This is a genomic window from Acetobacter malorum (genome assembly GCF_002153605.1).
GTDB classification, from domain to species: domain Bacteria; phylum Pseudomonadota; class Alphaproteobacteria; order Acetobacterales; family Acetobacteraceae; genus Acetobacter; species Acetobacter malorum_A.
The window spans coordinates 79,131-101,299 of record NZ_JOPG01000005.1 but is presented as its reverse complement, the minus strand read 5'-3'; the positions used below and the strand labels follow the sequence as shown (position 1 = coordinate 101,299).

Genomic DNA, 22,169 nt, shown 5'->3' with positions numbered 1-22,169 from the left:
GACTGGCAATCTGTCAGGCTGGCGGTATAACAGAACAAACACGCTCCGGGTCCGGCAGACGCCGCCCTGCCCCATGGGTGCCGGAGCATTTTATTTTCAAGGCTTACGCGCCCCATGGCCGATGATGTGACGTTTCATGACCCGGACCCAACCGTTGCGGAGCTGCTGGCCAGCCGTCCGTATCTGGACATGGACCCGCTCTGCGGCCTGATGCTGGATGGCGTGGCGCTTAACGCCATTGCGGATAAAGTCGGCACCCCCTGCTGGGTATTGAGCGGCGACACCCTGCGTGCGCGCATGCACCGTATGCGGCAGGCCATGCAGGATGCCGGGCTGAACGCCTCCATCCATTACGCCGTCAAAGCCAACGATCATCTGGCCGTCCTCTCCCTGCTGCGGGAAGAGGGCTTTGGCGCAGATATCGTCAGTGGTGGCGAACTGGCCCGTGCGCTCAAAGCCGGCATCCCGGCCAGCCACATCGTGTTTTCCGGGGTTGGTAAAAGTGATGCCGAACTGGAGCATGCCATCGGTCTGGGTATCGGGCAGATCAATGTGGAAAGTGCGGAAGAGCTGGACATTATTGCCGGCATTGCCAGCAAGCTGGGCAAAGACGCGACCATCACCCTGCGCGTGAACCCGGATGTGGATGCCAAAACCCACGCCAAAATCACCACAGGGCTAGCGGCCAATAAGTTCGGCATCCCGTATGATGACGCCGGAGCCCTTTACGCCCGCGCCGCCACCCTGCCGGGGATCCGTGCCGTCGGGTTTTCCACGCATATTGGCAGCCAGATCACCTCTGTCGCGCCCTATCGCGCTGCCTATGCCCGCATTGCCGAACTGGTGCAGACGGTGCGGGCGGCGGGCCAGACGGTTGAAGTCGTCGATTGCGGCGGCGGCCTTGGTATTTCCTATCGCAACGAGCCGGAAGGCCAGCCGGAAGCACTGGCCGGGGCTATCAAGGCGGAACTCGGCGGGCTGGGCGTGCGTCTGGCCATTGAGCCGGGCCGCTGGCCCGTTGGCCCCTCCGGCCTGCTGCTCAGCACCGTTATTCTGAACAAGGCGCGAGGTGATGAAGCCCCGTTTCTTGTGCTGGATGCTGCCATGAATGACCTGCTGCGCCCCAGCATGTATGATGCATGGCATGGCATTGTTCCCCTCAGCCCGCATGATGCTACCCTGCCCGCAGGGCCGGCCCATGTGGTCGGCCCGGTGTGTGAAAGTGGCGATACCTTCGCCCGGGACCGCGCCCTTCCCCCCATGCAGCGCGGCGCACGCGTGGCTATTCTGGACACCGGGGCCTACGGCGCTGTGATGAGCTCCACCTACAACAGCCGCCCTCTGGCGGCAGAAGTGCTGGTGGACAAAGGCTCGTGGCACGTCATTCGCCCCCGCCAGCCGCTTGAAGCCCTGTGGCAGGGTGAAAGCGTGCCCTCCCACCTTGCCGGAACCGCATGAAGACGGCGGATCTGAAACAGGATCTGGCCTCCTCCACTGCGGACGGAGGTTCTCTGGCGGCCCGGCTGGCGACCGTCCGCCAACACGCGGCCTTTGTGCTGCATACTGAACAACTCTGGCCCGCCCTCCAGCCCACACTGGCACTGCTTGGCGTTTATGGTGTGGCGGGGCTTTTACGCCTGCCACAACACCTGCCCGACGGACTGCGACTTGTGGCCGTTGCAGGATGGCTCAGCCTGTGCGGCTGGCGGCTGCATAATGACCTCTCTCGTCTGAAAGCCCCTACAGCGGACGCTATTGACCGCCAGATTGAACGCGCCTCCGGCCTGCGCCACCGCCCGCTCGCCACCCTGACAGATCAGCCCGCCGGTGCCCGCAAAGGCCTGCCGCAACCGTTGTGGCAGGCGCATCAGCAGCGCGTTCTGGCCTCTCTGGGCACCCTGCGCGCGGGGTGGCCGCGACTGCTGCCCGCCAGCCCGGCACGGCGCTGGATCGGGGCGGCTCTGCTGGCTGCTTTTGTTAGCACCGGGGTTATGGCCGGGTCGTCTGCGCCCGGTCGTCTTCTCGCGGCATTTATTCCCGGACGGGATGACCCGGACGTGCCGATGGCGCATGTCGAAGCGTGGATCACCCCTCCGGCTTACGCACCGGAAGCGCCGGTTTTCCTCAATCCCAACGCCCCGGCTCCCTCCGTGCCGGAAGGCGCGCGGCTGACCGTTATTGTCACAGGCCTCTCCTCCCACCCTGTTCTGCGCAGCGCAGGCGGGTTGGTCATGCAGGATGAAGCCCGCCAGACGCTGGACCGCCAGAGCTGGAAAATTGAGGTCACCCTGCGTCACAGTGGCCTTGTGCGTGTGGCCGGGCGAGGCCGCACGCTTGCCCGCTGGCCAGTCACTGTTCTGCCCGACGCAGCCCCCACCGCCGCATGGGGCCCCAACCCCGGCGCTGGCAAAACAGACTGGCGCACCCGCCTGCCGTATGAAGCTGCGCATGCCTACGGTCTGGCCTCGCTCTCTGTGCAACTGCATCTGGCCCATCCGGGACGCGGCCCATCCCGCACCCTCACAGTACCCCTGCCCCTCAGCGGTCATCCCAAATCCGCAAAGGGCGTCATCACGCCGGATCTTTCAGAAGATCCCTGGGCGGGCGAAGACGTGACTGGCAGCGTCGTCGCTACGGCCGTCAGCGGGCATGAAGGACAGAGCAAACCCGCCACCTTCAAACTCGGCGCGCGCGTCTTCCATTCCCCCGTGGCCCGTGCCGTGCTGGACCTGCGCAAACGCTTTGCTCTGGGGCGTGAAAGCCGGAGCGAAACCGCAACCGACCTCGCCGCCCTTGGCGAGACCCCCGGCCCGATTAATGACCACACGGGCATGTTCCTGACCCTGACCAGCCTTGTTGCCATGCTGGACGATAAGGAAGTTGATACGGAAACGGCCCGCACCAGCACCACAAACCTGCTGTGGGATCTGGCGCTGGATATTGAGGACCGCCGTAAAGGGGATGACGCCAGCGCTCAGGCCTCCATTGAGGTGCGCGCCGCTCAGGCTGCTGTGGCCCAGCAGTTGCAGCACATGCGGGAAGACGGGCAACAATCACCGCAGGCACGTGAGGAACTGGAAGCCCGTCTGAAAACCCTGAAAGACGCCATTGCCCGCAAGATGCAGGCTCTGGCCGCGCAGGCCATGCGGGAACATACGGCCATTCCTGATCTGCCCGGTTTCTCCAAAGCCGGAGACAAAGCGTTTTCCCGCCTGATGCAGCAGTTGCAGCGTGATGCCGCCAACGGCCATTCCGCCGATGCCCTGCAACGCCTGCAACAGATGGAAGACGCCACCGAGCGCATGCGCAACGCCACCCCGCAAGATATGGCGGCCATGGCGCAGCAGATGGTGGCGCAGCAGAAAGCACGTGAACAGGCAGCCGCCCTGCGTGACCTGACAGGCAAAGAGACCTCCCTGCTGGATCACGCTCAGTCCCGTCTGGATGAGACGCTCCGCGCCCAGTCCCGCCAGCAGAACGGCATGGATACGGACGAAGACGGGGATGAGGATTACGGCGCGATGTCCACCTCTGAACTCCTCCGCCGGCTGGGCCTCCCCGTGCCCCCGGGGACTGACCAGAATGCTCCCGCACCGCACGCAGCCCCTCAGCATCCGGACGCCTCTGCAGGCGATGCACCGCAACCTGCGCTGGACCCGGCCAAAGCTGAAGCGCAGGCTGCAGCCCGCCGCACGGAACGCGCCACCCAGCATGCGCTGGACCGTGCGCTGGATGAACTGAAAGACGAATCCAAGGAACTGACCGGCAAAACGCCACCCGCTTTCTCGGACGCACAGAAAAGCATGCACGACGCCCGCAAGGCTCTGGCTGACGGAGATGATGCTGCCGCCGCCACTGCGGAAGAAAAAGTGCTGGAAGCCCTGCGCAAAAGCCGCCAGCAGATGCAGGATAGCATGAAGGGCAACGGCCAGAACGCCACCCCCAGCTTCCTCCCTGCTTTTGGTGGCAATAGTGGTGGTCAGTCCGGCGGACAGGGGGACGGCGCGCAAGGTCAGGGTAGCGCGGACGAAGGCGATGGCGGTGCTTCGCCCTCTGATGACGCAGATGACAGCGACGGTCAGGAGAACGGCAAAGAGAAGCGCGATCCGCTGGGCCGCCGCATGGGTGAAGGCGGGGATCAGGCCCCGGATGACGGCACGCATATCCCCGATAACGTCGCCCGCCAGCGCGCGAGGGAGATTGAGCAGGAACTGCGCCGCCGGGATTCTGACCGCACCCGTCCCCAGCAGGAACTGGATTATCTGGACCGCCTGCTCAAACCGTTCTGAGGGCAGAAAACGCCTGCTCAGCCTTGCCTACGCCCCTCCAAAAGCCCTAGGGTCTCAGGCATCTTTTAATAGATATGAGTATCGATTTTTATGGCTCGTTTTCTGGTTACGGGTGGCGCTGGATATGTCGGCAGCCACGTTGTTCTGGCCCTTCTAGATGATGGGCATGACGTTGTGGTGTTCGACAGCCTGCGCACGGGCCATCGCTCTGCTGTGCCTGATGCGGCAACCTTCATCCATGGCGATCTGGCAGATCTGGACTGCCTGAACCGCGTTCTGGCCGATGGCCCGTGGGATGGTGTGCTGCATTTTGCCGCTCTCTCTCTGGTAGGTGAGAGTATGCAGGACCCCATGCTGTATATGTCCGCCAATGCAGGCATCGGCTTCGGGCTGATTGACGCCTGCGTGCGCCATGGCATCAAACGGTTTGTGTTCTCCTCCACCGCAGCGCTGTTCGGCTCTGCTGGCGATGAGCCGATCAGCGAAGACACACCTGTTGACCCTGGCTCCCCGTATGGTGAGAGCAAATATATGGTAGAACGCGCCCTGTACTGGGCCGACCGTATCCATGGGCTGAAAAGCGCCTGCCTGCGTTACTTCAATGCTGCGGGCGCTGACCCCGCTGGCCGGGCCGGGGAAGACCACCGCCCCGAAACGCATCTGATTCCGCTGGTGATTGATGCCGCCCTCAAGCGCCGCGGCGCTCTGACCCTGTTCGGGCAGGATTACCCCACGCCGGACGGCACCTGCATCCGTGACTATGTGCATGTGACGGATCTGGCCCGTGCACATCTGGCCGTTCTGCCCCTGCTGAACGAGAAGAGCGTGACGTTTAACGTCGGCACCGGTCGCGGCAATTCCAACCGCGAGATTATCGAAAGCGTTGCGCGCGTAACCGGGCTGGAAGTGCCATGGCAGGCCGGAGACCGTCGCCCCGGTGACCCGCCGTGTCTTGTCGCCAGCCCCAAGCGTCTGATGGCCGCCACCGGCTGGGCTCCGGAATTTACGGATATCGACCGTATTGTGGAAACAGCCTTTGCATGGCGCAAAGACCACCCGCAGGGTTATGTCGACTAAACCCCAAAATTTTATCTCTGCCCTGCGTGCTGTCTGCTTCCAGACGGCACGCACTTTAAAAGCAGAGCTTGGGGCATCCGTAACAGCCGGTGCCGCCCTAGCTCTGCTTTTACAAACTCTGCCTGCGCATGCAGAAGGGCCAGCCTACCGCACACATCTGGCCGGGGTCACACCCTTTGCGGACCCCAGACAGCGCGTGCCCACCACACAAGCGCCATGGTCTGCCATTGGCCGGGTGCAGACGGAACTTGGTTCCCGCTGCACCGGCTTTCTCATCAGCCCTGTGCTGGTAGAAACCGCAGCGCATTGCCTCTGGCTCACGCAGCCTCACCGTTTTGTTCAGCCCACCAGCGTGCATTTTCTGCGCGCCTATAGTGGGGACAAATTCACGGCCCATGCGCGTGTTGTCCGCTTTATTGTGCCTCCCGGTTACAAGCCCAATCAGGAAAGCGAGAGTGCCGGGTTTGACCACGCCACACTGGTGCTCGACCACCCAATTGCGCGCCCGGATGAAGTTTTTCATATCAGCACCACGCCCGACGACATCAAACCCGACATGCCCGTTGTTCTGGGGGGCTACGAGCAGAACATGCCAGACGTCATCACAGCGGATCTGCATTGCCATATGACGGGTCTGACGCGAGACAGAGGGGGCAATCTTCTGTTCTCGCATGACTGCGCGGGCACGCACGGCAGCAGTGGCGCGCCGCTGCTCTATCAAGACGCCTCAGGCTGGCATGTGCTTGGGGTGCAGGTTTTGGCAAGCAGCGCCCATGCTGGCGGTCAGGCTGTGCCACTCCTGAACAGTCGAAGTGGCACCTCAGAAGATCCGCAATAGTGTTTTTCTTCCCCGCGTGCGGCTGTCAGCCCTGCGCCGGTAGTCCCGCACTCTGCGCCGCAGCCTCCAGAATTGTTTTCAGCAAACCCGGAAAGCGTGCCTCCAGTTCAGCATCCCGCAAGCTGTTCATATGCGTCACTCCCACAACCAACGTCCGCACCACTCCGGCTTTTCGCAAAACGCTGAAATGGTGTGAGACGGAGGATTTCGGCCTGTCTCCCTGCAATGGGGCACAGGGTTGCGGCTGCAAAACCGAGAGTTTCTGCACAATGGACAGCCGATACGGGTCAGACAGCGCATGCAGAATGGCCGTTAACTGAAACGCCTCTGCGGGCGGATGCTCATACTGCTTCATACGTCTTTCCTGCCCCTGGCCCTTGCGCGCGCTGATAGTTCGATTATTGTCGAACTATGCACTCTCCCGCTTCCTTTTGAAAAAGGGCCTTCATCCATGCCAACTCTCTTTGACCCCTATACCTTAAAAGACGTCACCTTACGCAACCGTATTACCGTTGCCCCCATGTGCCAGTATATGGCGCAGGATGGTGTGCCGAATGACTGGCACCACGTGCATTACGCAGGCCTTGCGCGTGGCGGTTCTGGTCTGGTGGTAGTGGAAGCCACAGGCGTTTCCCCGGAAGGCCGCATTACCCCCGGCTGCCTCGGCTTGTGGAATGATGAACAGGCAGCGGCTTTTGCCCCGATTGTGGAGTCCATCCGCAAGGCTGGCGCTGTGCCGGGTATTCAGATTGCGCATGCGGGCCGCAAGGCAAGCGCCAACCTGCCGTGGGAAGGCGATGACCACATTCCTGAAGGTGACCCACGCGCCTGGCAGCCTATTGCCCCCTCTGCCATTCCGTTTGGGGCCAACCTGCCCCGCACACCCACCGAAATGACGCTGGACGATATTGCCCGCGTGAAAGCGGACTTTGTCAAAGCCTCAGAACGCGCACGGGATGCCGGCTTCCAGTGGCTGATGCTGCATTTTGCACACGGCTATCTGGCGCAAAGCTTCTTCTCCCCGGACGCCAACAAGCGCACCGACCAGTATGGTGGCTCTGCTGAAAACCGTGGGCGTTTTCTGGTGGAAACGCTGGAGGCCGTGCGGGAAGTCTGGCCGGAAAACCTGCCGCTTACCATTCGGTTTGGCGTGATTGAATTTGACGGCCACGACGACGAAAACCTTCGGGATTCCGTCGCACTCCTTAAAAAACTGAAAGAGTCCGGGCTGGATTTTCTGGATGTAAGCATCGGCTTTTCCACGCCGAACGGCCAGGTCCCATGGGGCGCGGCGTTCATGGCGCCGTATGCCCATCAGATCAAGCAGGAAACTGGCCTGCCCGTCTCCACCTCCTGGTATATCAGCGAAGGACGGCAGGCTGATGCGCTGATCCGCACCGCCGCACTGGACGCAGTAGCTCTGGGCCGCCCGCTTCTGGCAGACCCGCACTGGCCTTACGCTGCCGCCCGTGCCGTCCATAAAAAGGAGCCCGCTGGCGTTCTGCCGCAGCCCTATGGCTGGTGGCTGAACCGTTACCAGTAAAGCCTGCAAGCATTCTCTCTGCCCGTTCCCATCCCGACGGACAGAGAGGAGGTTTTGTAAACAGAATTGCTTTGTAAAAACCTGAGAGAGTGGAGGCAGACGCCCTACTCTCTCAGAGACATTCAGAGAACCAGAAGTTCTTTTAAAAGTCCTTCTACCCAGACTTAAAATACCTGAGCAATTCTCCTGTCTGAATTTTCAAAACAGCCGATGAAAGACACTCTTTAAAGTCTCTTAGTCCCGAACAGTTTTTCAGGAGTCCTTTTTCGGCATCCCGACGCACTGCTCCGGCCCCGGAAAGCTCCGGTTACGGACGGCTTCAGCATACTCTGCCACAGCTTTGTCCACCTGCTCGCCAATCGCAGCAAAGCGTTTGACAAAACGTGGGGTAAAATCAGAGAAAAGCCCAAGCATATCTTCGCCGACCAGAATCTGACCACCACAGGCCGGAGAAGCGCCAATCCCGATTGTCGGCACGGTGAGGGTTTCTGAAATCTCACGCGCCAGCGGCTCCATGGTGCTTTCAATCACAATGGAAAAAGCGCCGGCCGCTTCAATCGCTTTTGCGTCCTGCATCACCTGCTCAGCTTCACTCCCACGCCCCACGGTGCGGAACCCGCCATGCGTATGCACAGCCTGCGGCTTGAGACCAATATGGCCAATCACCGGAATACCCCGCTGGGTAAGGAAGTGGACGGTTTCAGCCATTTCCACGCCGCCCTCCAGCTTCACACAGCCAGCACCTGTTTTCGCCATGATCTCGGCCGAGACGGCAAAGGCCTGCTGCGGGCTTTGCTGATAGCTGCCAAACGGCAGATCAATCGCCACACAAGCGTACTGACTGCCGCGCACCACGGCCTGCCCGTGCGCAATCATCATTTCCGGCGTGACGGCCAGCGTGGAGTCCATGCCATAGACCACCATGCCCAGAGAATCCCCCACCAGCAGAAGATCACAATGCGGGTCCATCAGGCGGGCCATGGGGGTGGTATAGGCCGTCAGCGCGACAATGGGGGCGTCCAGCGCCGCGAGGGACCGCGGGGTGTGCCGTCTGGCTGTCACATGTTTGCTCAAGACTGTCTCTCCTGCTTAAAAAAGCTGCTGAGCGGCACCTTTCACGCCTGAGGGCACCCCTGTCCACCCATCGCCTGCAAAGTTTTTTCCTGAATACGGAAAGAGAATGAAAACAGAGTGTTGACAACAGGCCGCCTGACCTCTAATTCCTCCCTCAACAACCCCGGAGGAGTGCCCGAGTGGCTAAAGGGGGCGGACTGTAAATCCGCTGGCGTACGCCTACGTTGGTTCGAATCCAACCTCCTCCACCATTGTTGTTTCCGAAAAATTAAATGATGAACAATAAATTCTTAACCTAATTAAGATTTGTTGGCTTTGCGTGTTATCGCGTTCGTTTACGCTTTACCCGCTAGCGTAAAATCTGGCGTAACTCATCAACGGTAAGCCAGGGACGTTTAGCGTGGATCATGCGGTGACAGTTTGCACAAAGCAGAACTAGGTCACTTAAGCGCGTTTTTGTCTCTCCAGATAATTCAGCAAGCGGTTTAATATGGTGGCATTCTATAAAACCAGCTCCATGCTCTCCATATCGTTCTACAAAATCGAATCCACAAGCTTCACATATTAAACGGCCATTTTTTGCGAGTGTCTTGTCTTTCTTGTTCTTAGCTATTGTTGAAGAACGCTCTCGGCGGCGATGGATTAAGGTTAGCAATCGTCCTTCCGCCGCCTCAACCTCGTCTATATCGTCAATTTGTGGAGTTATAGTCTCTAAGGAAGATTCTCTACCGAGAGATGCAATTGAAGCGCGAATGGCTGTAGCTGTTTCAATTAAATAATCGGGACGTGCCCAGAAATCAGTCCAAACCTCTGCCTCCAACTTATTACCTGCTTTAAGCCCCGCCCCCTTCTCATACTTCGGGTCATGGGTTCGTAGGTTCATCAGCTTCATTTTGACGCCATTAGTGTTACGCAGTGTATCGCCTGCGTAACCTTGAACTTGCCAAAACTGATTTAGAGTTTGACTTAATTCACTGACTTTTTGGTCATTTTTTTTCGGCCAGCCGCCCTGCAACTGGCGATAGAGGTCCAGTGCGAGAATAATCTCGTCTCTACTCCATGCCGGATTTCTTTTGGATTTTTCTTCAGGTTTCACTGTCTCAGTAACGTTTTACCGTCCCATCTGCCCATCCAGATACTTCCGCAGCCCCTTGCGGCCTTTTTTGAGCAGGATTGGCAGGATCAGCCGCCAGACGCGGGGCATCATCAGCATAAGCTGAGCCAGAATACCGTCTGAGCTGGGGCAGAACACTTCCGCACGCGGGCGGCGCAGCAGGCCCATGACAATGGCGGCAATGCCATCTGCCGTAGCGGGCGCCGTGACGAAGTTCAGCGGTGAGCCACCGTTATCAATCTCGCGCTTAAGCATGGGCGTATCGACGGCGCCCGGAAAAACGGACGAGACATGGATGCCGCGTTTACGCACATCCTGCGCCAGAGAAAGCGCAAAGCCACGCAGCCCGAACTTGCTGGCCGTATAGATACTGCTGCCCTCCAGCGGCACGAGGGCGGCCATGGAGTTGATGAACACCACATGCCCGCCTGAGGGGATATGCGGCAGCATCTTCATGGTCAGCAGAATGGGGGCTTCAAGATTGACGGCCAGCTGGCAGGAGACAGAGGCCGTATCCCCGCCCCCCATGCGCTGCGGCACAATCACCCCGGCGCAATGCACCAGCACCTGCACGCGGCGGCCGAGTGCTGCAACCTGCGTGACAACCTGTTCAATCTGCTCAGGCTTTGTCAGGTCACACGGTATCGGCGTGACAAATGGCTGTTCCTCGCCCCCACTCCGGCTGAGCGCCAGAACATGGTAGCCCGCCGCCACCAGACGGCTGACAAGCGGCACACCAATGCCACCCGCGGCCCCGGTTACAAGGGCCAGCGGGCGGGTTGAAGAGCGAAGATGTTCAGAAGTCGTCACGAGAGCAAAGCCATCCATTCTTTTGGCTAGCATTCGCCCGTTTTGGTGAGACGTGCAAGAGAGGCTGCCTGGTTAGCAGCCTTACAGTACGCGCCCGGCTATGACTTTCAGCTTGCTGATAAGCGCAGGGTCCCGCGCTTCCGGGGCGGTAATCAGGGCATATTCCAGCGCTCTGTCACACCCGGCAGAACACAGGCCACGCGGCTGACCAAGGGCGGGAATCACCGCTTTCACCAGCGCCTTCGCTTTGGCGGAGTTGCCCTGCATGGTTTTCACCACACTTTCTACCGTCACGTTATCGTGGTCTTCGTGCCAGCAGTCATAATCCGTCACCATGGCGACGGTCGCGTAGCAAATCTCGGCTTCCCGCGCCAAAGTCGCTTCCGGCATGTTGGTCATGCCAATTACGGAGCAGCCCCATGAACGATACAGGTTGCTTTCCGCACGGGTGGAAAACTGCGGGCCTTCCATCACCAGATATGTGCCGCCACGGGTCGCTTCGATATTCAGCGCCTTGGTTTGGGCTTCCAGCACGTCGCCAATACGGGCGCAGAGCGGGTCTGCCATGGAGATATGGGCCACGCAGCCAGTGTCAAAAAAGCTTTTTTCCCGCCAGATGGTGCGGTCGATAAACTGATCGACAATCACAAAATGCCCCGGTGGAAGTTCTTCTTTCAAAGACCCGACGGCAGAGAGCGAGACAATATCGGTCACGCCGGACATCTTCATCGCGGCAATATTGGCGCGATAGTTCAGACGAGACGGCGGAATAGGATGCCCCCGGCCATGACGCGGCAGGAAGACGCAACGCACACCATCCAGTCTGCCAAACAGAAGCTGGTCAGACGGCAGACCCCACGGGGTTTCAACAGTGCGCCATTCCTTCTCTTCCAGCCCGTCAATATCATACAGGCCGGACCCGCCAATAAGACCGATGACGGGTTCCACAACTTCTTCATTTTGCGACATGTGACCAGATTCTCCGTTTCAGGATAACAAGCAAACAGGCGAGAAAACACAGATAGAGCCCAACCCCAACCCCCAGCCTGCGTTTGTCATCCGCATGCGGGTTGGAAATCCACGCGAGAAAGGTTGTGACATCCCGCGCTTCCTGCTGTGCAATGGGCTGGGTGCCATCGGCATACATCACGGCATGATCCCGCAAAGGCGGTGGCATGGCTGTGCGGTGGCCAATGGCGTAGGGGTTTGCAAAGCCTGCTTCGGGTTGAGCGGCTCCGGCTTCCGCCGTTGGTGGCTTTACCGGCGCATAGCCCGTCAGCAGCGCATACACACGGTCTGGGCCGCCGGGATAGACCTGCGTGATACGGGACAGATCAGGCGGCACCGCGCCACGGTTTGCAGCGCGTGCGGCATCCGGGTCGGCATAGGGCCGGGGCAGCGCATCATCCGGCGTGGCTTTGCGATGTTTAAGGTGTCCCTCTGCATCCCGACCTGCGGCAACCTGCCAGGAGGCGGCAAGGGCCGTTACCTGTTCCGGTGTCAGGCCCATATCGCCCAGGTCGGAAAAATGCACCTGCGTCAGGCTGTGGCAAGAGGCACAAACGCCGGCAAAAACAGCATAGCCACGCTGCACGGCCCCCAGATCAAAATGCCCTAATGGACCATTGAAAGACCAGTTCTGTGCGGGGGCATGCGCCGGGGCACCTGAGGGAGGCGCAGCCTGCGCAGAGGCCGTCAACGCTCCCTGCCCGGCCAGCACGAAGGAACACACCAGCACGCCCGCCACCACCTGCGGCAGCCAGCGCACGCTCCCCCTGCGGCCAGCAGCAAGAGACCGCACCGCGAAAGACATCCGCGCCTTCAAGACCGTGCCTCCTTGTGCGCCAGCCGACTGTAAAACGGCAAAAAACCGAGGAAATAGAGGTAATAGCCCAGCGTCGCCAATCGCCCGACCAGCAACCAGACGCCTTGCACATGATGCCGCCCCGCTAACCCGGCCAGCACGAAGGAACAGACCAGAACGGTCAGCGCCACACGCGGCAACCAGCACAAGCCTCCCCATCGGCCAGCCGCAAAAGTGGCGGAATTACCCCGGTCCAGCCAGGGGACAAACAGCAGGATGGCCACAGCACCACCGGACACCAGCAGCCCAAAAAATTTGGACGGCACAGCCTGCAACATGCCGTAAAATGGCAGGAAGTACCATTCCGGCTCAATGTCCGCAGGCGTGTGCAAAGGGTTGGCCGGGCGATAATTTTCCACCTCGGTCACCAGCCCCGGCCAGAAGCACATCACCAGCGTGAACAGAAGGGCCAGCAGCACCACACCCAGACCATCCTTGACGGTAAAATAGGGGTGGAACGGCAGCATCCGCGCCCGGTTCTGCCCGACGGCACCAGACGGGCTTGTGCTGCCTCTGGCATGCAAAACCGCCACATGCAGGATCACCATGCCGACAATGCTAAAGGCGAGCGTAAAGTGCAGCACGAACATCCGGTGCAGCGTGGCCGTCCCGGGCGCATCCCCCCCCAGAAAAACCCGCTCCAGCGCGTTCCCCACAAGCGGGATTGCGCCAACAGCCTTGCCTGCCACATCCGCGCCCCAGTAGGACATCTGGCCCCATGGCAGCACGTATCCCGCAAAGGCGGTGATCATCACCATCATCAGCAGAACCGTGCCCACGCCCCACAATCCCTGACGCGGCGCACGATAAGAGCCGTAACACAGCCCCCGAAACACATGCAGATACAGCGCCGCCATAAAGAACGTGGCCCCTGTCATATGCATGCTGCGCAAAAGCCAGCCAAAGGGCACGCGCCGTTCCAATGTTTCGACAGAGGTAAAAGCCAGTGAGGCATCGGGCGTGTAAGTCAGCGCCAGTGTGAGGCCGCTCAGCAGCATCAGGGCCAGAACGGCCACCAGCATGGCCCCGATGGTCCACAGCAGGTTGAGGTCTCGCGGCAGGAGGAACGCCATATAGTCCCGCACAAAAGCAGAGGCCGTATGCGTCCGGGTTGCACCACCGGCTGTAGAACCAGCCGACGCTTCCGGCGCAGTCTCCACCGAAACCGGCCCCGCTGGCGGCTGATAGGCCTGATCCTGACACGATGGTGTGCCTGCCATCCGTTCCCCCTCACCTCTGCCAGACACGGCATCCCGAACGCCGCACAGAACAGTGTTGTCGTGTTTAACGATGAACGGCATGATCTTGCAATGATCGTCAGGAAGGCGCACCTCTAGGGCCTTTAGCAGGCGCGGGTGAGCCTCCATCCGCGCGTGAGAGGAAAAAAGACCCGGCTATGACTCCCACCAAAGCGTATTCTGTGCCCGCCCATACAGCTCTGAAAGCGGAAGCTAAAGAGTGGTTTGAAACCCTGCGTGACAGGATCTGCGCTGCCTTTGAGCAGATAGAGCAGGACGCCGTGCAGCAGAACACGCCCATCCTGCCGGGCCATGAGACCGCAGGCCAGTTTGAACGCAAAAGCTGGAACCGCCAGAATCAGGACGGCACCCCGGGTGGCGGCGGTGTGATGAGCCTGATGCGGGGCCGCATTTTTGAAAAAGTGGGCGTGAATGTTTCCACCGTGGAAGGCACGTTCTCCCCGGAATTTGCCGCCACCATTCCCGGTGCATCGGAAGACCCGCGCTTCTTTGCAACCGGCATCAGCCTTGTGGCGCATATGTGCAGCCCGCTGGTGCCTGCTGCGCACTTCAACACCCGTATGATCATCACCACGCAAGGCTGGTTTGGCGGCGGCGGGGATATTACCCCCATGTTCCCCGAAAGTGCTGAGGCGATTGATGACGCCGCCCGCTTCCATGCCGGGTTTGAGCAGGCCTGCGCCCGTCATGACCCCGACTATTATCCGCGCTTCAAAGCCTGGTGTGACAAATATTTCTACCTGCCGCACCGCAACGAGCCGCGCGGTCTGGGCGGCATTTTCTATGACCGGCTGGATAGCGGAGACACTGCGCAGGACTTCGCCTTCACCAAAGATGTCGGCCTCGGATTTTTAGAAACCTATCCCGAAATTATCCGGGACCGGATGATGGAACCCTGGACGCCGGAACAACGCGACGCTCAGTTGATTCGCCGTGGTCGCTATGTGGAATTCAACCTGCTGCATGACCGGGGCACACTGTTTGGCCTGAAAACCGGCGGCCATACGGAAGCGATTCTGATGAGCATGCCGCCGGAAGTGAAATGGCCCTGAGAGACCGACCGTAATTTTGCCGCAGATCGCTGGTGCGGTCTGGCAGGGCTGGCAAGACTCCACTCCCTGAGTCTCTCGGCCCTGCCCCTTTAAGGGACGCTCAGACAGATACGACGACTGGGAGGTTTTTCACACGTGCCGCGCACTGATCAGCCAGATCATTCCTCTTCCACCAGACTGTTCTCTCGCCGCCTGTTACTGGGCGGCTTAGGGGGCGGCGCTGCCTTATGCCTGCTCCCCCACCGCTCTGCACGCTCTGCCACAGCGCTGAATACCCAGCCTTTACCCCCGCTGATTGTGGGCGGCACGTCCGAGAGTATCTGTGGCCAGTGGGCGGCCCTTCTGGCTCCGGTCCTTGCGGAAGAGATGCATTATGCTGACCCCTTCCCCCTCCGCCTGACCACCGGCTGGGATGGGGTAACCGGCGGCAATCTGTTTGATATCCAGCAGGAGCAACCCACGCCGCCCTCCGGTTTGGTTGTGCCCGGCTCCGGCCTGATTGCCGCTCTGACAGGCGACCCCCGGGTGCATTATGACGCCCAGCGCTGGCTCCCCGTTTTCATGAGCTGCCAGCCGACTGTGACGATCGGCAAGATCAGCCTGCACCGCACCTTTACCAGCTTCCTGCAAGGCCGCCCGCTGCGCGTGGCCATCTCGGCCCTCTCGGGGCCGGAACTGCCCACCCTTGTGGCTCTGGACCTTTTAGGCATGCACCCCTTGCCTGCTCCGGGGTATGGCACGCCAGACGCGGCCATTGCTGCGCTGAAGGCAGGCGCTGTGGACGTTATCCAGCTTCCGTTTGATGAAGAGTATGAAGAACGGATGGCCTCCCTGCAGGATGATGACCCGAACACGCAGCCGTTGTTCTCCAACGTCCTGCCTGCCTCAGCCTCCCCGCGCCTGCGTCTGCCGCCTGATTTCACGACCATTTTCCGGCAGGAAAGAAAACGCCTGCCCGCCGGCCGGCTCTATGATGTCTGGAAAACAGCGGCCACGGCCGCCAGCCTGAAAGCCGGGCTGATGCTGCCCAACCTTTCTCCGCCGGACCTTGTTGCCCGGTTCCGGCACGCAGCACAGGTTGCTGCGAGTGAACCCGCGCTGCGCACCCACGCCAGGGAGCAAAATCAGACACTTATTGCTGGCCTGCCCTGCTCTGCGCTCTATGCGGATATGATGCCGGATCTGGACCGCATTCTGGCCCTCCGGCGCTGGCTGTCCGTCAATATTCCGCGCTGGCGGGATGCCCCTGCGGGCAAACCCTTACCGGCGGCGACGACGCAGCAAAATACGGACTGACCCTTTATTCCCCGCATGGGGATAGGTCACGCCCAGAATCCGGTGGCGCATATCGGCCCGCGCCAGCCAGTGCGGCAGTTCGCGCCGCAGGATGCCGCCTTCCTGCCCGGTGCCAAGGCCTGTCACCACTTCCACGCAGCGCAGGCCGCACCGAAACGACACATCCATAAATTCCATCAGCCGACGGAACGCATCTTCCGCAACCATACCGTGCAGGTCGAGCCGCCGCTCCACCTTCATTTTGCCGTCGGTAAAAGTGCGCCAGCTATAATTATCAACACCCGGAGACCGCCGCCCAATCTCCTCGACTGGCTGCACCACCTGCTGCACCCGCACAGGCGGCACTGCGGCAGGCACGAACAGGGGGATATCAACCGTGGTCAAACGTCTTTTATGCCGGGGCTGCTTTTTCTGCGCGGCAAGAGCCAGACGTTTGCCTTTGGCTTCTTCTGCCGCAGTCGCCTGCTCCGCTTCAGTAGCATTTTCGGGGGATAGTCCCGAACGCGGCACATGCAAGGGCGCTACGTCCCGCACCACCATGGACCACAGCGCCTTTTCTTCTTCCCGGAGATGACGCCGCCTGACCACTGGTATTCCTTCCCACATAAAAACGGCCCCTCGGCAAGCTTATCACCTGCTGAGGGGCCGTCTTTCAAGGGACCAGCGCATTTATCTGGCTGATCCCTCGTTTTTTCTGCGCATTACTGGGCTGCGGCAGGCTGCCCCATGTCGGCCAGAGAGTGGCCTTCATACTTCCCGGTCAGGCTCTTGAGGAACGCCACAATGTCGCTCACGTCCTGATCAGAAATCGCAGCATCCGGCGTCTGATATTTCGCCATTTTCCGGACTGCCTCGTCCAGCGTCTTCACGCTGCCATCGTGGAAATACGGTGCAGACTGATCAATGTTCCGCAGGGTGGGAACCACAAAGCGGAAGTGGTCGGCGTCTTTGTGCGTCACATCATAGCGGCCTTCATCAGCAGCCGTCAGCTTGCCACCACGATCCTTAAAGTAATCGCCTTCCAGACCCATTGCTTCATAGGCACCGCCGCCAACACCGATGCCGCTATGGCAGCCAGAGCAGCCGATGCTCTTGAACTTTTCATAGCCGCGTTTGGCCTGTTCGCTCAGCGCACTGGTGTTGCCCTTCAGATAGTCATCAAAGGGGCTATCCGGCGTGATCAGCGTTTTTTCAAACTCGGCAATTGCGGAGGTGATGGTGTTCTGGTCCATCGCCGCATCCGTGCCAAAGGCGGACTGGAACATCGGCGCATATTCGGGGTTGGCTGCCAGCTTCTGCGCCACACCGGCCCAGTCATGCGAGCCCATTTCCACCGGGTTCATCACGGGGCCAGCAGCCTGTGCTGCCAGATCATCCGCACGACCGTTCCAGAACTGAGCAATTTTGAAGTATGCGTCATACACCGTCGGCACATTGATGGGGCCTTTCTGGCCGCCAATGCCCGTGGCCGTCACCAGATGGTCCACACCACCGTGGTTCAGGTCATGGCAGCTTGCGCAGTTCAGGGTGCCGTCACCAGACAGGTTTTTGTCAAAGAACAGCTTGCGACCAAGAGCCACCTTGGCGGCATCCACCGGCACGCTTTCCGGCACAGGGCGGATAGGCTCACCGGCAAACTGAGATGCAGCACCCGTGTTGGCGTAGTATTTGCGGCGGGTGTCTTCCACCCACTTCAGCACAGCCTGACGCTCACCGTCAGACAGGTGCGCATGCCAGTGCATGAGCAGATACATGCTGGGCGGCATGCGGTTCTGCGTAATGACTTCTTCAATACGGGACAGCTGCTCTTCCGTCGGCGGCTTGCCTTCCTTGAAGGCTTCCAGAACGGGCTCGATGCGGAAATGGCGCAGACCTTCATGCAGGTCTTTTTCCATCAGCTGGTTTGCAATCGGCAGCTTAAAATAAAACGGCAGATCACGGCCCGTTGCGTGGCAGTAGTCACATCGGGCTTCCCGCACAGCATTAAAGGCTGCAAGCGCCACTGGATCTTTTAACGTCGGGGAAGCAGCAGGTAATTCCGGGGCCGTCACATGGTCAAAATGAGTCAGGAAGGCAATTGTTCCGCCATAAGCCAGAACACCCACACCTACTAACGAGGCTATTAATCTGCGCAACACCACAACTCCTGAAATTTTAGAAACACTGCATAGCTTTTATTCGCTGTTGTCAGGGTTGTGTTTGATACATATCAAAATGTCAAAACGATTATTTTCATAAAAATCATTTAAACATTCGATTGTCAGTCTTCCGCAGCCTCCAGATCGTCTCTCAGACGCTGCCGCGCAATAGCGACATAATCAGGGTCAATTTCAATTCCCACCCCAAAACACCCAAGGCGTTGTGCGGCTAACAGCGTGGTCCCCGTGCCCATAAACGGGTCCAGCACCTGTGCTTCCTCCTGCCCGTGCAGCAGCAGGCATTGCTCAGGCAACGCCACGGGAAACGTGCCCGGATGGTCGAATTTCTGTTTGCGGTCCCGCACGGTTTCATACGGAATAAACCACGCATCGCCCCGGCAGCGCCGGTCCTGCTCGTGCCCGCGCCGGGCGATGTTGGATTTATCCTTATACGGCACCCCGGCACTCAGCCGGTCCAGCTTCACATCCCCGCTCAGGGTAAAATGGAACAGATGCTCGTGCCCGCGATGCAGGAAGCGCTGGCTGTTCATGGGTTTGAAATGGCCAAAACTGTCCTCACCAACAGAAATGGATTTCACCCACGAGATATGGTTTTGCAGCACGAACAGGTCGCGCAGCCGCACCGCCAGTTCAAACGGCAGCCAGGGCTGAGCGGAAGAGCCTGAAATATTCAGGAAAAACGAGCCATCAGCCCGCAGCACCCGGCGCAGGCCGTGTGCGACATCGAGCATCCAGTCCAGATACTCGTCCTCTTCCTTCCTGTCCGGATAGCTCCGGTAGGACAGGCCGATATTATAGGGAGGTGACGTGATGATCACGTCAACGGAGTCCGCCTCCATGCGCCGCAGCGCACGCAGGCAGTCTCCCCGGATAATCTGTTGCTGGCCAACCTTGTACCGCTGCGCTCGTGCAGGCGGTTTGGGTTTAGCCCCGGCCCGTGCTCTCACGCACTCCGCGCCGAAGCCAGACGCCAGCTGCTGCCGTTAACACCCAGAAGGCGTTCAAACGTCCACAGATCAGAAAATTCAGTCACGGCATCCGTCCCGGTAACGGGCTGACCCTGCGCATCCGTCACCAGACTGATCTGGTCGGACACAATCCGCACATCAATGGAGGCGCCGGTGCCCACGTCCAGCGTTACCAGACGCACATCCTCAATCGCCAGAGAGCGAATCGTTTTAATCTCACTGCGCTGTTTTTCACCAGCAGCTTCACGGGCATCCATGGCCGCCTCAAAAGACGCATAGACTGCCGGGGTCAGGCGGGTTTTCAGAGTTGCGCGATCTCCTTCCGCATAGGCTTTCACCACCTGCTGGAAAGAGGTCTGCACACCAGCAAGAAACTGCTGTGGCGTAAACGTGCTGTCCTGCCGCTGCACATCCATCAGGAGCTGGCCCACGCGTGTGCCCTGCCCGGGGATATCATAGGCCACAGCTTCAACCTGTTCCGCCTTGCCGTCTATCACCTTGCCTGCGGCATCCGGGCGCGGGGGCACAGGCATGGGGGCAGGCTGAATGCCCACGCGCTTGCCCAGCACACTACGCAGGCGCAGCGCCAGAAATGCCGCCACAAGAGCGAAAAGAATCAGATCGACCGGAAAATGGCCGAAAGAAAAATCCATCTGTCACACGTCCATGTTCGACCAGCCCGGGCTTCAGGCGCAGCCTTATTGTTCAGGAGACCTCGTCTTTTATACATAGACAAGCCCCCTGCCCGATACAATGCGTCCGCTTAAGTCTCTCTGCCCCTTGCGGAAGTCTGGTCGCTGTTCCTAAGTGCTGAAACCATGATTATTCTGCGGCACTGCGAAAGCGAATTCAACCGGCTGTACACTGCCACAGGGCGTGACCCCGGCCTGTCAGATCCTCCCTTGTCCGCTCAGGGCCGCGTGCATGCACAGCGCCTTGTGCAGGAACTGGCGGGGGAAGGCATTACGCGCATTCTCGTCTCCCCTTTCACCCGCGCACTGGAGACCGCTACTCCTCTGGCCCGCGCCCTGAACATCACGCCGGAAATCACCCCGCTGGTGCGTGAACGCGCCATGTATTCGTGCGATGAAGGCTCCTGCGCCTCCACCTTGTATGAAAACTGGCCGCATCTGAATTTTGATGCGCTGGAGGAAGTCTGGTGGACCGCCGCACCGGAAAGTGACGGCATGATGCAGAACCGCGTGCAGCGTTTCCGCACCTTTATGGCGCAGCAGCCCGATGCCGGAACCACGCTTGTGGTCTCCCACTGGTGGTTCCTGCTCGGCCTGTGTGGCGAGAGTCTGGAAAATGGGGACTGGCAGCATCTGCGTGCCTGACTCTGGCTTAGCGCCTGAAAATCCTTTTAATTTTTTCTGTCTCATTCTGACGGTTGGCGAAGCCAGACCAGCATGCTACCGCTAAAGACCTCAGTGTGACCTGATTAAGAAAGCGCATTTTTCCATGTCTGACTCTGAACAGTCTGCCCCGCCCGCCCTTCCGCTGGCCATTAACCTCCAGTACACGCGGGACCTGTCCTTTGAAGTGCCCGGTGGCGCAGAAATTTTTGCCACACTGCGCTCCCAGCCCAATATTGCCGTGAACATTGATGTTCAGGCCTCCAAACTTCAGGACGACCAGTCTGTTTATGAAGTAACGCTGGCCATCAAGACCGAAGCAAAAGAAGCCCCGGAAACGGAAGGCGGCGCTGCTGGCCGCACGGTATTTATTGCCGAGCTGGCTTATGCTGCTGTTGTCACGCTGACCAACCCGCCGCAGGAGCTGATTGAGCCGATGCTGCTGGTTGAAGTACCGCGTCTGATCTTCCCCTATGCCCGCAACATCATCAGCGATGTGACGCGTGACGGCGGCTTCCCGCCGATCGTGCTTCAGCCGATCGACTTTGTGGCACTGTGGCAGGCCAAGCGTGCGGAATTCCCGCAGACCGCTGGCAATGCCTGAGACTGACGGCCTGCGCCGGTAACACGCTGCGGGCCACGGTTTTAAACGGTTTCCTGAAAACCGGCTTTCGGACTTATCCGGAGGCCGGTTTTTTTGTGCCTCCGTTTTTATATCTGACGACTTTTAGGCCCGGTCCACTGTGCAGACACCCAATGCCGCCAGCATTGCCTGTGCATTGGGCTTGCGGGCGACAATAATATGCGTCCACCCTGCCTTTTCCAGCACGGCTGCTGCCGCCTGTGAGATAACAATTGCCGTTGTCCGGCACACAGCGCCCCGAGAAGCATCAGGGAGAGCGGCCATCCAGCTTGCGGCACTTTCTGATGAAAAAAACAGGGTGTGACTAATCTCGCCCACTTGCAGCGCACACAGCACGTCAGGGGCAATCTGACGGGCTGGCCGGGCTGTGTACGCCACACGCCGCACCACCCGAAAACCCGCCTGCCGCAACCGGCTTGCCAGTTCCATCCCCTGCCGCGCCCCGGAAAGCAGCAAAAGCGGCCCAGAGGCAGGTGTGCCTGTGCGGATAATCAGCGCAGCCAGAGCCTCAGCATCGCCTTGCGCACTTTGCACACCCACAAACCCGGCCAACTGCGCACGCTGCGCTGTGCGGTCTCCAACGGCATAAACTGGGCATGTGGAAGGAAGAGCCGCCTGTGCGGCCTGCACCGCCTGCCCGCTGGTCAGCACGCAAGCGGCAAATCGGGAGGGCAAAGCCCGCAGGCTATGCGGCGTAATGCACAATGCCGGAGAGGCATAAGGCACCCACCCGGCAGCAGAAACAGCCGCCAGCGTTTCAGACAACCCCGGCTCCGGCCGCGTGACCAGCACGCCGCGGCTGATGCCGGGGGGAGTCATAAGGCTGTC

Annotated in this window: 21 protein-coding genes and 1 tRNA gene; 10 read left to right on the top strand and 12 right to left on the bottom strand. The window is 59.9% G+C overall.

Features of this window, described 5'->3' with window-relative positions; translation table 11 throughout:
* The first annotated feature begins 114 nt into the window (after positions 1-114).
* The 4 genes from lysA (at position 115) to HK23_RS02230 (ending at position 6,204) form a co-directional block, all read left to right on the top strand.
* On the top strand, positions 115-1,458 hold the full coding sequence (gene lysA / locus HK23_RS02245) for a diaminopimelate decarboxylase (protein ID WP_086652719.1): 1,344 nt from the start codon (positions 115-117) through the stop codon (positions 1,456-1,458).
* Positions 1,455-4,289, top strand: a complete 2,835-nt coding sequence (locus HK23_RS02240) for a DUF4175 domain-containing protein (RefSeq protein WP_086652718.1) — start codon at positions 1,455-1,457, stop codon at positions 4,287-4,289. The genes lysA and HK23_RS02240 overlap by 4 nt, the downstream gene beginning before the upstream one ends.
* Positions 4,290-4,379: 90 nt before the next feature.
* Positions 4,380-5,366 (top strand): UDP-glucose 4-epimerase GalE, encoded by a 987-nt coding sequence (gene galE, locus HK23_RS02235; RefSeq protein WP_063908036.1) that lies wholly within the window; start codon positions 4,380-4,382, stop codon positions 5,364-5,366.
* Positions 5,356-6,204 (top strand): trypsin-like serine peptidase, encoded by an 849-nt coding sequence (locus tag HK23_RS02230; protein ID WP_086652717.1) that lies wholly within the window; start codon positions 5,356-5,358, stop codon positions 6,202-6,204. The genes galE and HK23_RS02230 overlap by 11 nt, the downstream gene beginning before the upstream one ends.
* Before the next feature lie 25 nt (positions 6,205-6,229).
* Here HK23_RS02230 and HK23_RS02225 read toward each other — a convergent pair whose 3' ends face one another.
* A complete protein-coding gene (locus HK23_RS02225) occupies positions 6,230-6,559 on the bottom strand; it encodes an ArsR/SmtB family transcription factor (protein WP_086652716.1) in 330 nt (109 codons plus the stop codon).
* 96 nt (positions 6,560-6,655) lie between these two features.
* Here HK23_RS02225 and HK23_RS02220 point away from each other — a divergent pair, with 96 nt between their 5' ends.
* Positions 6,656-7,747, top strand: a complete 1,092-nt coding sequence (locus tag HK23_RS02220) for an NADH:flavin oxidoreductase/NADH oxidase (RefSeq protein WP_086652824.1) — start codon at positions 6,656-6,658, stop codon at positions 7,745-7,747.
* A gap of 252 nt (positions 7,748-7,999) precedes the next feature.
* Here the strand turns inward: HK23_RS02220 and panB are convergent, their stop codons facing one another.
* Complete coding sequence (gene panB, locus HK23_RS02215) at positions 8,000-8,821, bottom strand: 3-methyl-2-oxobutanoate hydroxymethyltransferase (protein ID WP_086652715.1); 822 nt, start codon at positions 8,819-8,821, stop codon at positions 8,000-8,002.
* A 165-nt stretch (positions 8,822-8,986) separates the two neighbouring features.
* Here panB and HK23_RS02210 point away from each other — a divergent pair.
* A tRNA-Tyr gene (locus tag HK23_RS02210) sits at positions 8,987-9,072 on the top strand.
* Between the two features lie 98 nt (positions 9,073-9,170).
* Here the strand turns inward: HK23_RS02210 and HK23_RS02205 are convergent.
* From HK23_RS02205 to HK23_RS02185, 5 genes are all read right to left on the bottom strand, one after another.
* Entirely contained in the window at positions 9,171-9,917 is a 747-nt protein-coding gene (locus HK23_RS02205; RefSeq protein WP_086652714.1) for an HNH endonuclease, read from the bottom strand.
* A gap of 15 nt (positions 9,918-9,932) precedes the next feature.
* Complete coding sequence (locus tag HK23_RS02200; protein WP_256940019.1) at positions 9,933-10,745, bottom strand: SDR family NAD(P)-dependent oxidoreductase; 813 nt, start codon at positions 10,743-10,745, stop codon at positions 9,933-9,935.
* An 81-nt stretch (positions 10,746-10,826) separates the two neighbouring features.
* Positions 10,827-11,714: an S-methyl-5'-thioadenosine phosphorylase gene (locus HK23_RS02195; protein WP_086652712.1), complete on the bottom strand. Its 888-nt coding sequence runs from the start codon at positions 11,712-11,714 to the stop codon at positions 10,827-10,829.
* Positions 11,701-12,570 (bottom strand): cytochrome c1, encoded by an 870-nt coding sequence (locus HK23_RS02190; protein ID WP_256940018.1) that lies wholly within the window; start codon positions 12,568-12,570, stop codon positions 11,701-11,703. Before HK23_RS02190 ends, HK23_RS02195 begins: the two co-directional genes overlap by 14 nt.
* Entirely contained in the window at positions 12,567-13,940 is a 1,374-nt protein-coding gene (locus HK23_RS02185; RefSeq protein ID WP_256940017.1) for a cytochrome b, read from the bottom strand. Before HK23_RS02185 ends, HK23_RS02190 begins: the two co-directional genes overlap by 4 nt.
* A 65-nt stretch (positions 13,941-14,005) precedes the next feature.
* Here HK23_RS02185 and hemF point away from each other — a divergent pair, with 65 nt between their 5' ends.
* Both hemF and HK23_RS02175 read left to right on the top strand, forming a co-directional pair.
* Positions 14,006-14,920, top strand: a complete 915-nt coding sequence (gene hemF / locus HK23_RS02180) for an oxygen-dependent coproporphyrinogen oxidase (protein ID WP_086652710.1) — start codon at positions 14,006-14,008, stop codon at positions 14,918-14,920.
* 135 nt (positions 14,921-15,055) lie between these two features.
* Positions 15,056-16,216 carry a hypothetical protein gene (locus tag HK23_RS02175; RefSeq protein WP_086652709.1) on the top strand — a complete coding sequence of 387 codons (1,161 nt, stop codon included), beginning with the start codon at positions 15,056-15,058 and terminating at the stop codon, positions 16,214-16,216.
* On the opposite strand, the gene HK23_RS02170 is transcribed toward HK23_RS02175, so the two are convergent.
* From HK23_RS02170 to HK23_RS02155, 4 genes are all read right to left on the bottom strand, one after another.
* On the bottom strand, positions 16,181-16,756 hold the full coding sequence (locus tag HK23_RS02170) for a Smr/MutS family protein (protein ID WP_063908367.1): 576 nt from the start codon (positions 16,754-16,756) through the stop codon (positions 16,181-16,183). The two genes, HK23_RS02175 and HK23_RS02170, sit on opposite strands and share 36 nt — an antisense overlap.
* Positions 16,757-16,917: 161 nt before the next feature.
* Complete coding sequence (locus tag HK23_RS02165) at positions 16,918-18,351, bottom strand: cytochrome-c peroxidase (RefSeq protein WP_086652707.1); 1,434 nt, start codon at positions 18,349-18,351, stop codon at positions 16,918-16,920.
* Between the two features lie 125 nt (positions 18,352-18,476).
* Positions 18,477-19,322 carry a DNA-methyltransferase gene (locus tag HK23_RS02160; protein ID WP_086652706.1) on the bottom strand — a complete coding sequence of 282 codons (846 nt, stop codon included), beginning with the start codon at positions 19,320-19,322 and terminating at the stop codon, positions 18,477-18,479.
* On the bottom strand, positions 19,319-19,996 hold the full coding sequence (locus HK23_RS02155; protein WP_063908026.1) for a Tim44/TimA family putative adaptor protein: 678 nt from the start codon (positions 19,994-19,996) through the stop codon (positions 19,319-19,321). The genes HK23_RS02160 and HK23_RS02155 overlap by 4 nt, the downstream gene beginning before the upstream one ends.
* 165 nt (positions 19,997-20,161) lie before the next feature.
* Between HK23_RS02155 and HK23_RS02150 the strand changes: the two genes are divergently transcribed.
* Together HK23_RS02150 and secB are read left to right on the top strand one after the other, a co-directional pair.
* The gene (locus HK23_RS02150; protein WP_086652705.1) at positions 20,162-20,680 is read left to right on the top strand and encodes a histidine phosphatase family protein; all 519 of its coding nucleotides are present in this window, start codon (positions 20,162-20,164) and stop codon (positions 20,678-20,680) included.
* 124 nt (positions 20,681-20,804) lie between these two features.
* Positions 20,805-21,302 carry a protein-export chaperone SecB gene (gene secB / locus HK23_RS02145; protein WP_062250651.1) on the top strand — a complete coding sequence of 166 codons (498 nt, stop codon included), beginning with the start codon at positions 20,805-20,807 and terminating at the stop codon, positions 21,300-21,302.
* 123 nt (positions 21,303-21,425) lie between these two features.
* On the opposite strand, the gene HK23_RS02140 is transcribed toward secB, so the two are convergent.
* Complete coding sequence (locus HK23_RS02140; protein ID WP_086652704.1) at positions 21,426-22,160, bottom strand: uroporphyrinogen-III synthase; 735 nt, start codon at positions 22,158-22,160, stop codon at positions 21,426-21,428.
* Between the last annotated feature and the right edge of the window lie 9 nt (positions 22,161-22,169).

Bases quoted from the DNA above. Each gene is read 5' to 3' on its own strand.
- hemF (WP_086652710.1), top strand. From the start codon at position 14,006: ATGACTCCCACCAAAGCGTATTCTGTGCCCGCCCATACAGCTCTGAAA.
- HK23_RS02150 (WP_086652705.1), top strand. From the start codon at position 20,162: ATGATTATTCTGCGGCACTGCGAAAGCGAATTCAACCGGCTGTACACT.
- HK23_RS02220 (WP_086652824.1), top strand. From the start codon at position 6,656: ATGCCAACTCTCTTTGACCCCTATACCTTAAAAGACGTCACCTTACGC.
- HK23_RS02170 (WP_063908367.1), bottom strand. From the start codon at position 16,756: ATGGTGGTGCGGGACGTAGCGCCCTTGCATGTGCCGCGTTCGGGACTA.
- HK23_RS02230 (WP_086652717.1), top strand. From the start codon at position 5,356: ATGTCGACTAAACCCCAAAATTTTATCTCTGCCCTGCGTGCTGTCTGC.
- secB (WP_062250651.1), top strand. From the start codon at position 20,805: ATGTCTGACTCTGAACAGTCTGCCCCGCCCGCCCTTCCGCTGGCCATT.
- galE (WP_063908036.1), top strand. From the start codon at position 4,380: ATGGCTCGTTTTCTGGTTACGGGTGGCGCTGGATATGTCGGCAGCCAC.
- HK23_RS02195 (WP_086652712.1), bottom strand. From the start codon at position 11,714: ATGTCGCAAAATGAAGAAGTTGTGGAACCCGTCATCGGTCTTATTGGC.
- HK23_RS02155 (WP_063908026.1), bottom strand. From the start codon at position 19,996: ATGGATTTTTCTTTCGGCCATTTTCCGGTCGATCTGATTCTTTTCGCT.
- HK23_RS02140 (WP_086652704.1), bottom strand. From the start codon at position 22,160: ATGACTCCCCCCGGCATCAGCCGCGGCGTGCTGGTCACGCGGCCGGAG.
- HK23_RS02240 (WP_086652718.1), top strand. From the start codon at position 1,455: ATGAAGACGGCGGATCTGAAACAGGATCTGGCCTCCTCCACTGCGGAC.
- HK23_RS02225 (WP_086652716.1), bottom strand. From the start codon at position 6,559: ATGAAGCAGTATGAGCATCCGCCCGCAGAGGCGTTTCAGTTAACGGCC.
- lysA (WP_086652719.1), top strand. From the start codon at position 115: ATGGCCGATGATGTGACGTTTCATGACCCGGACCCAACCGTTGCGGAG.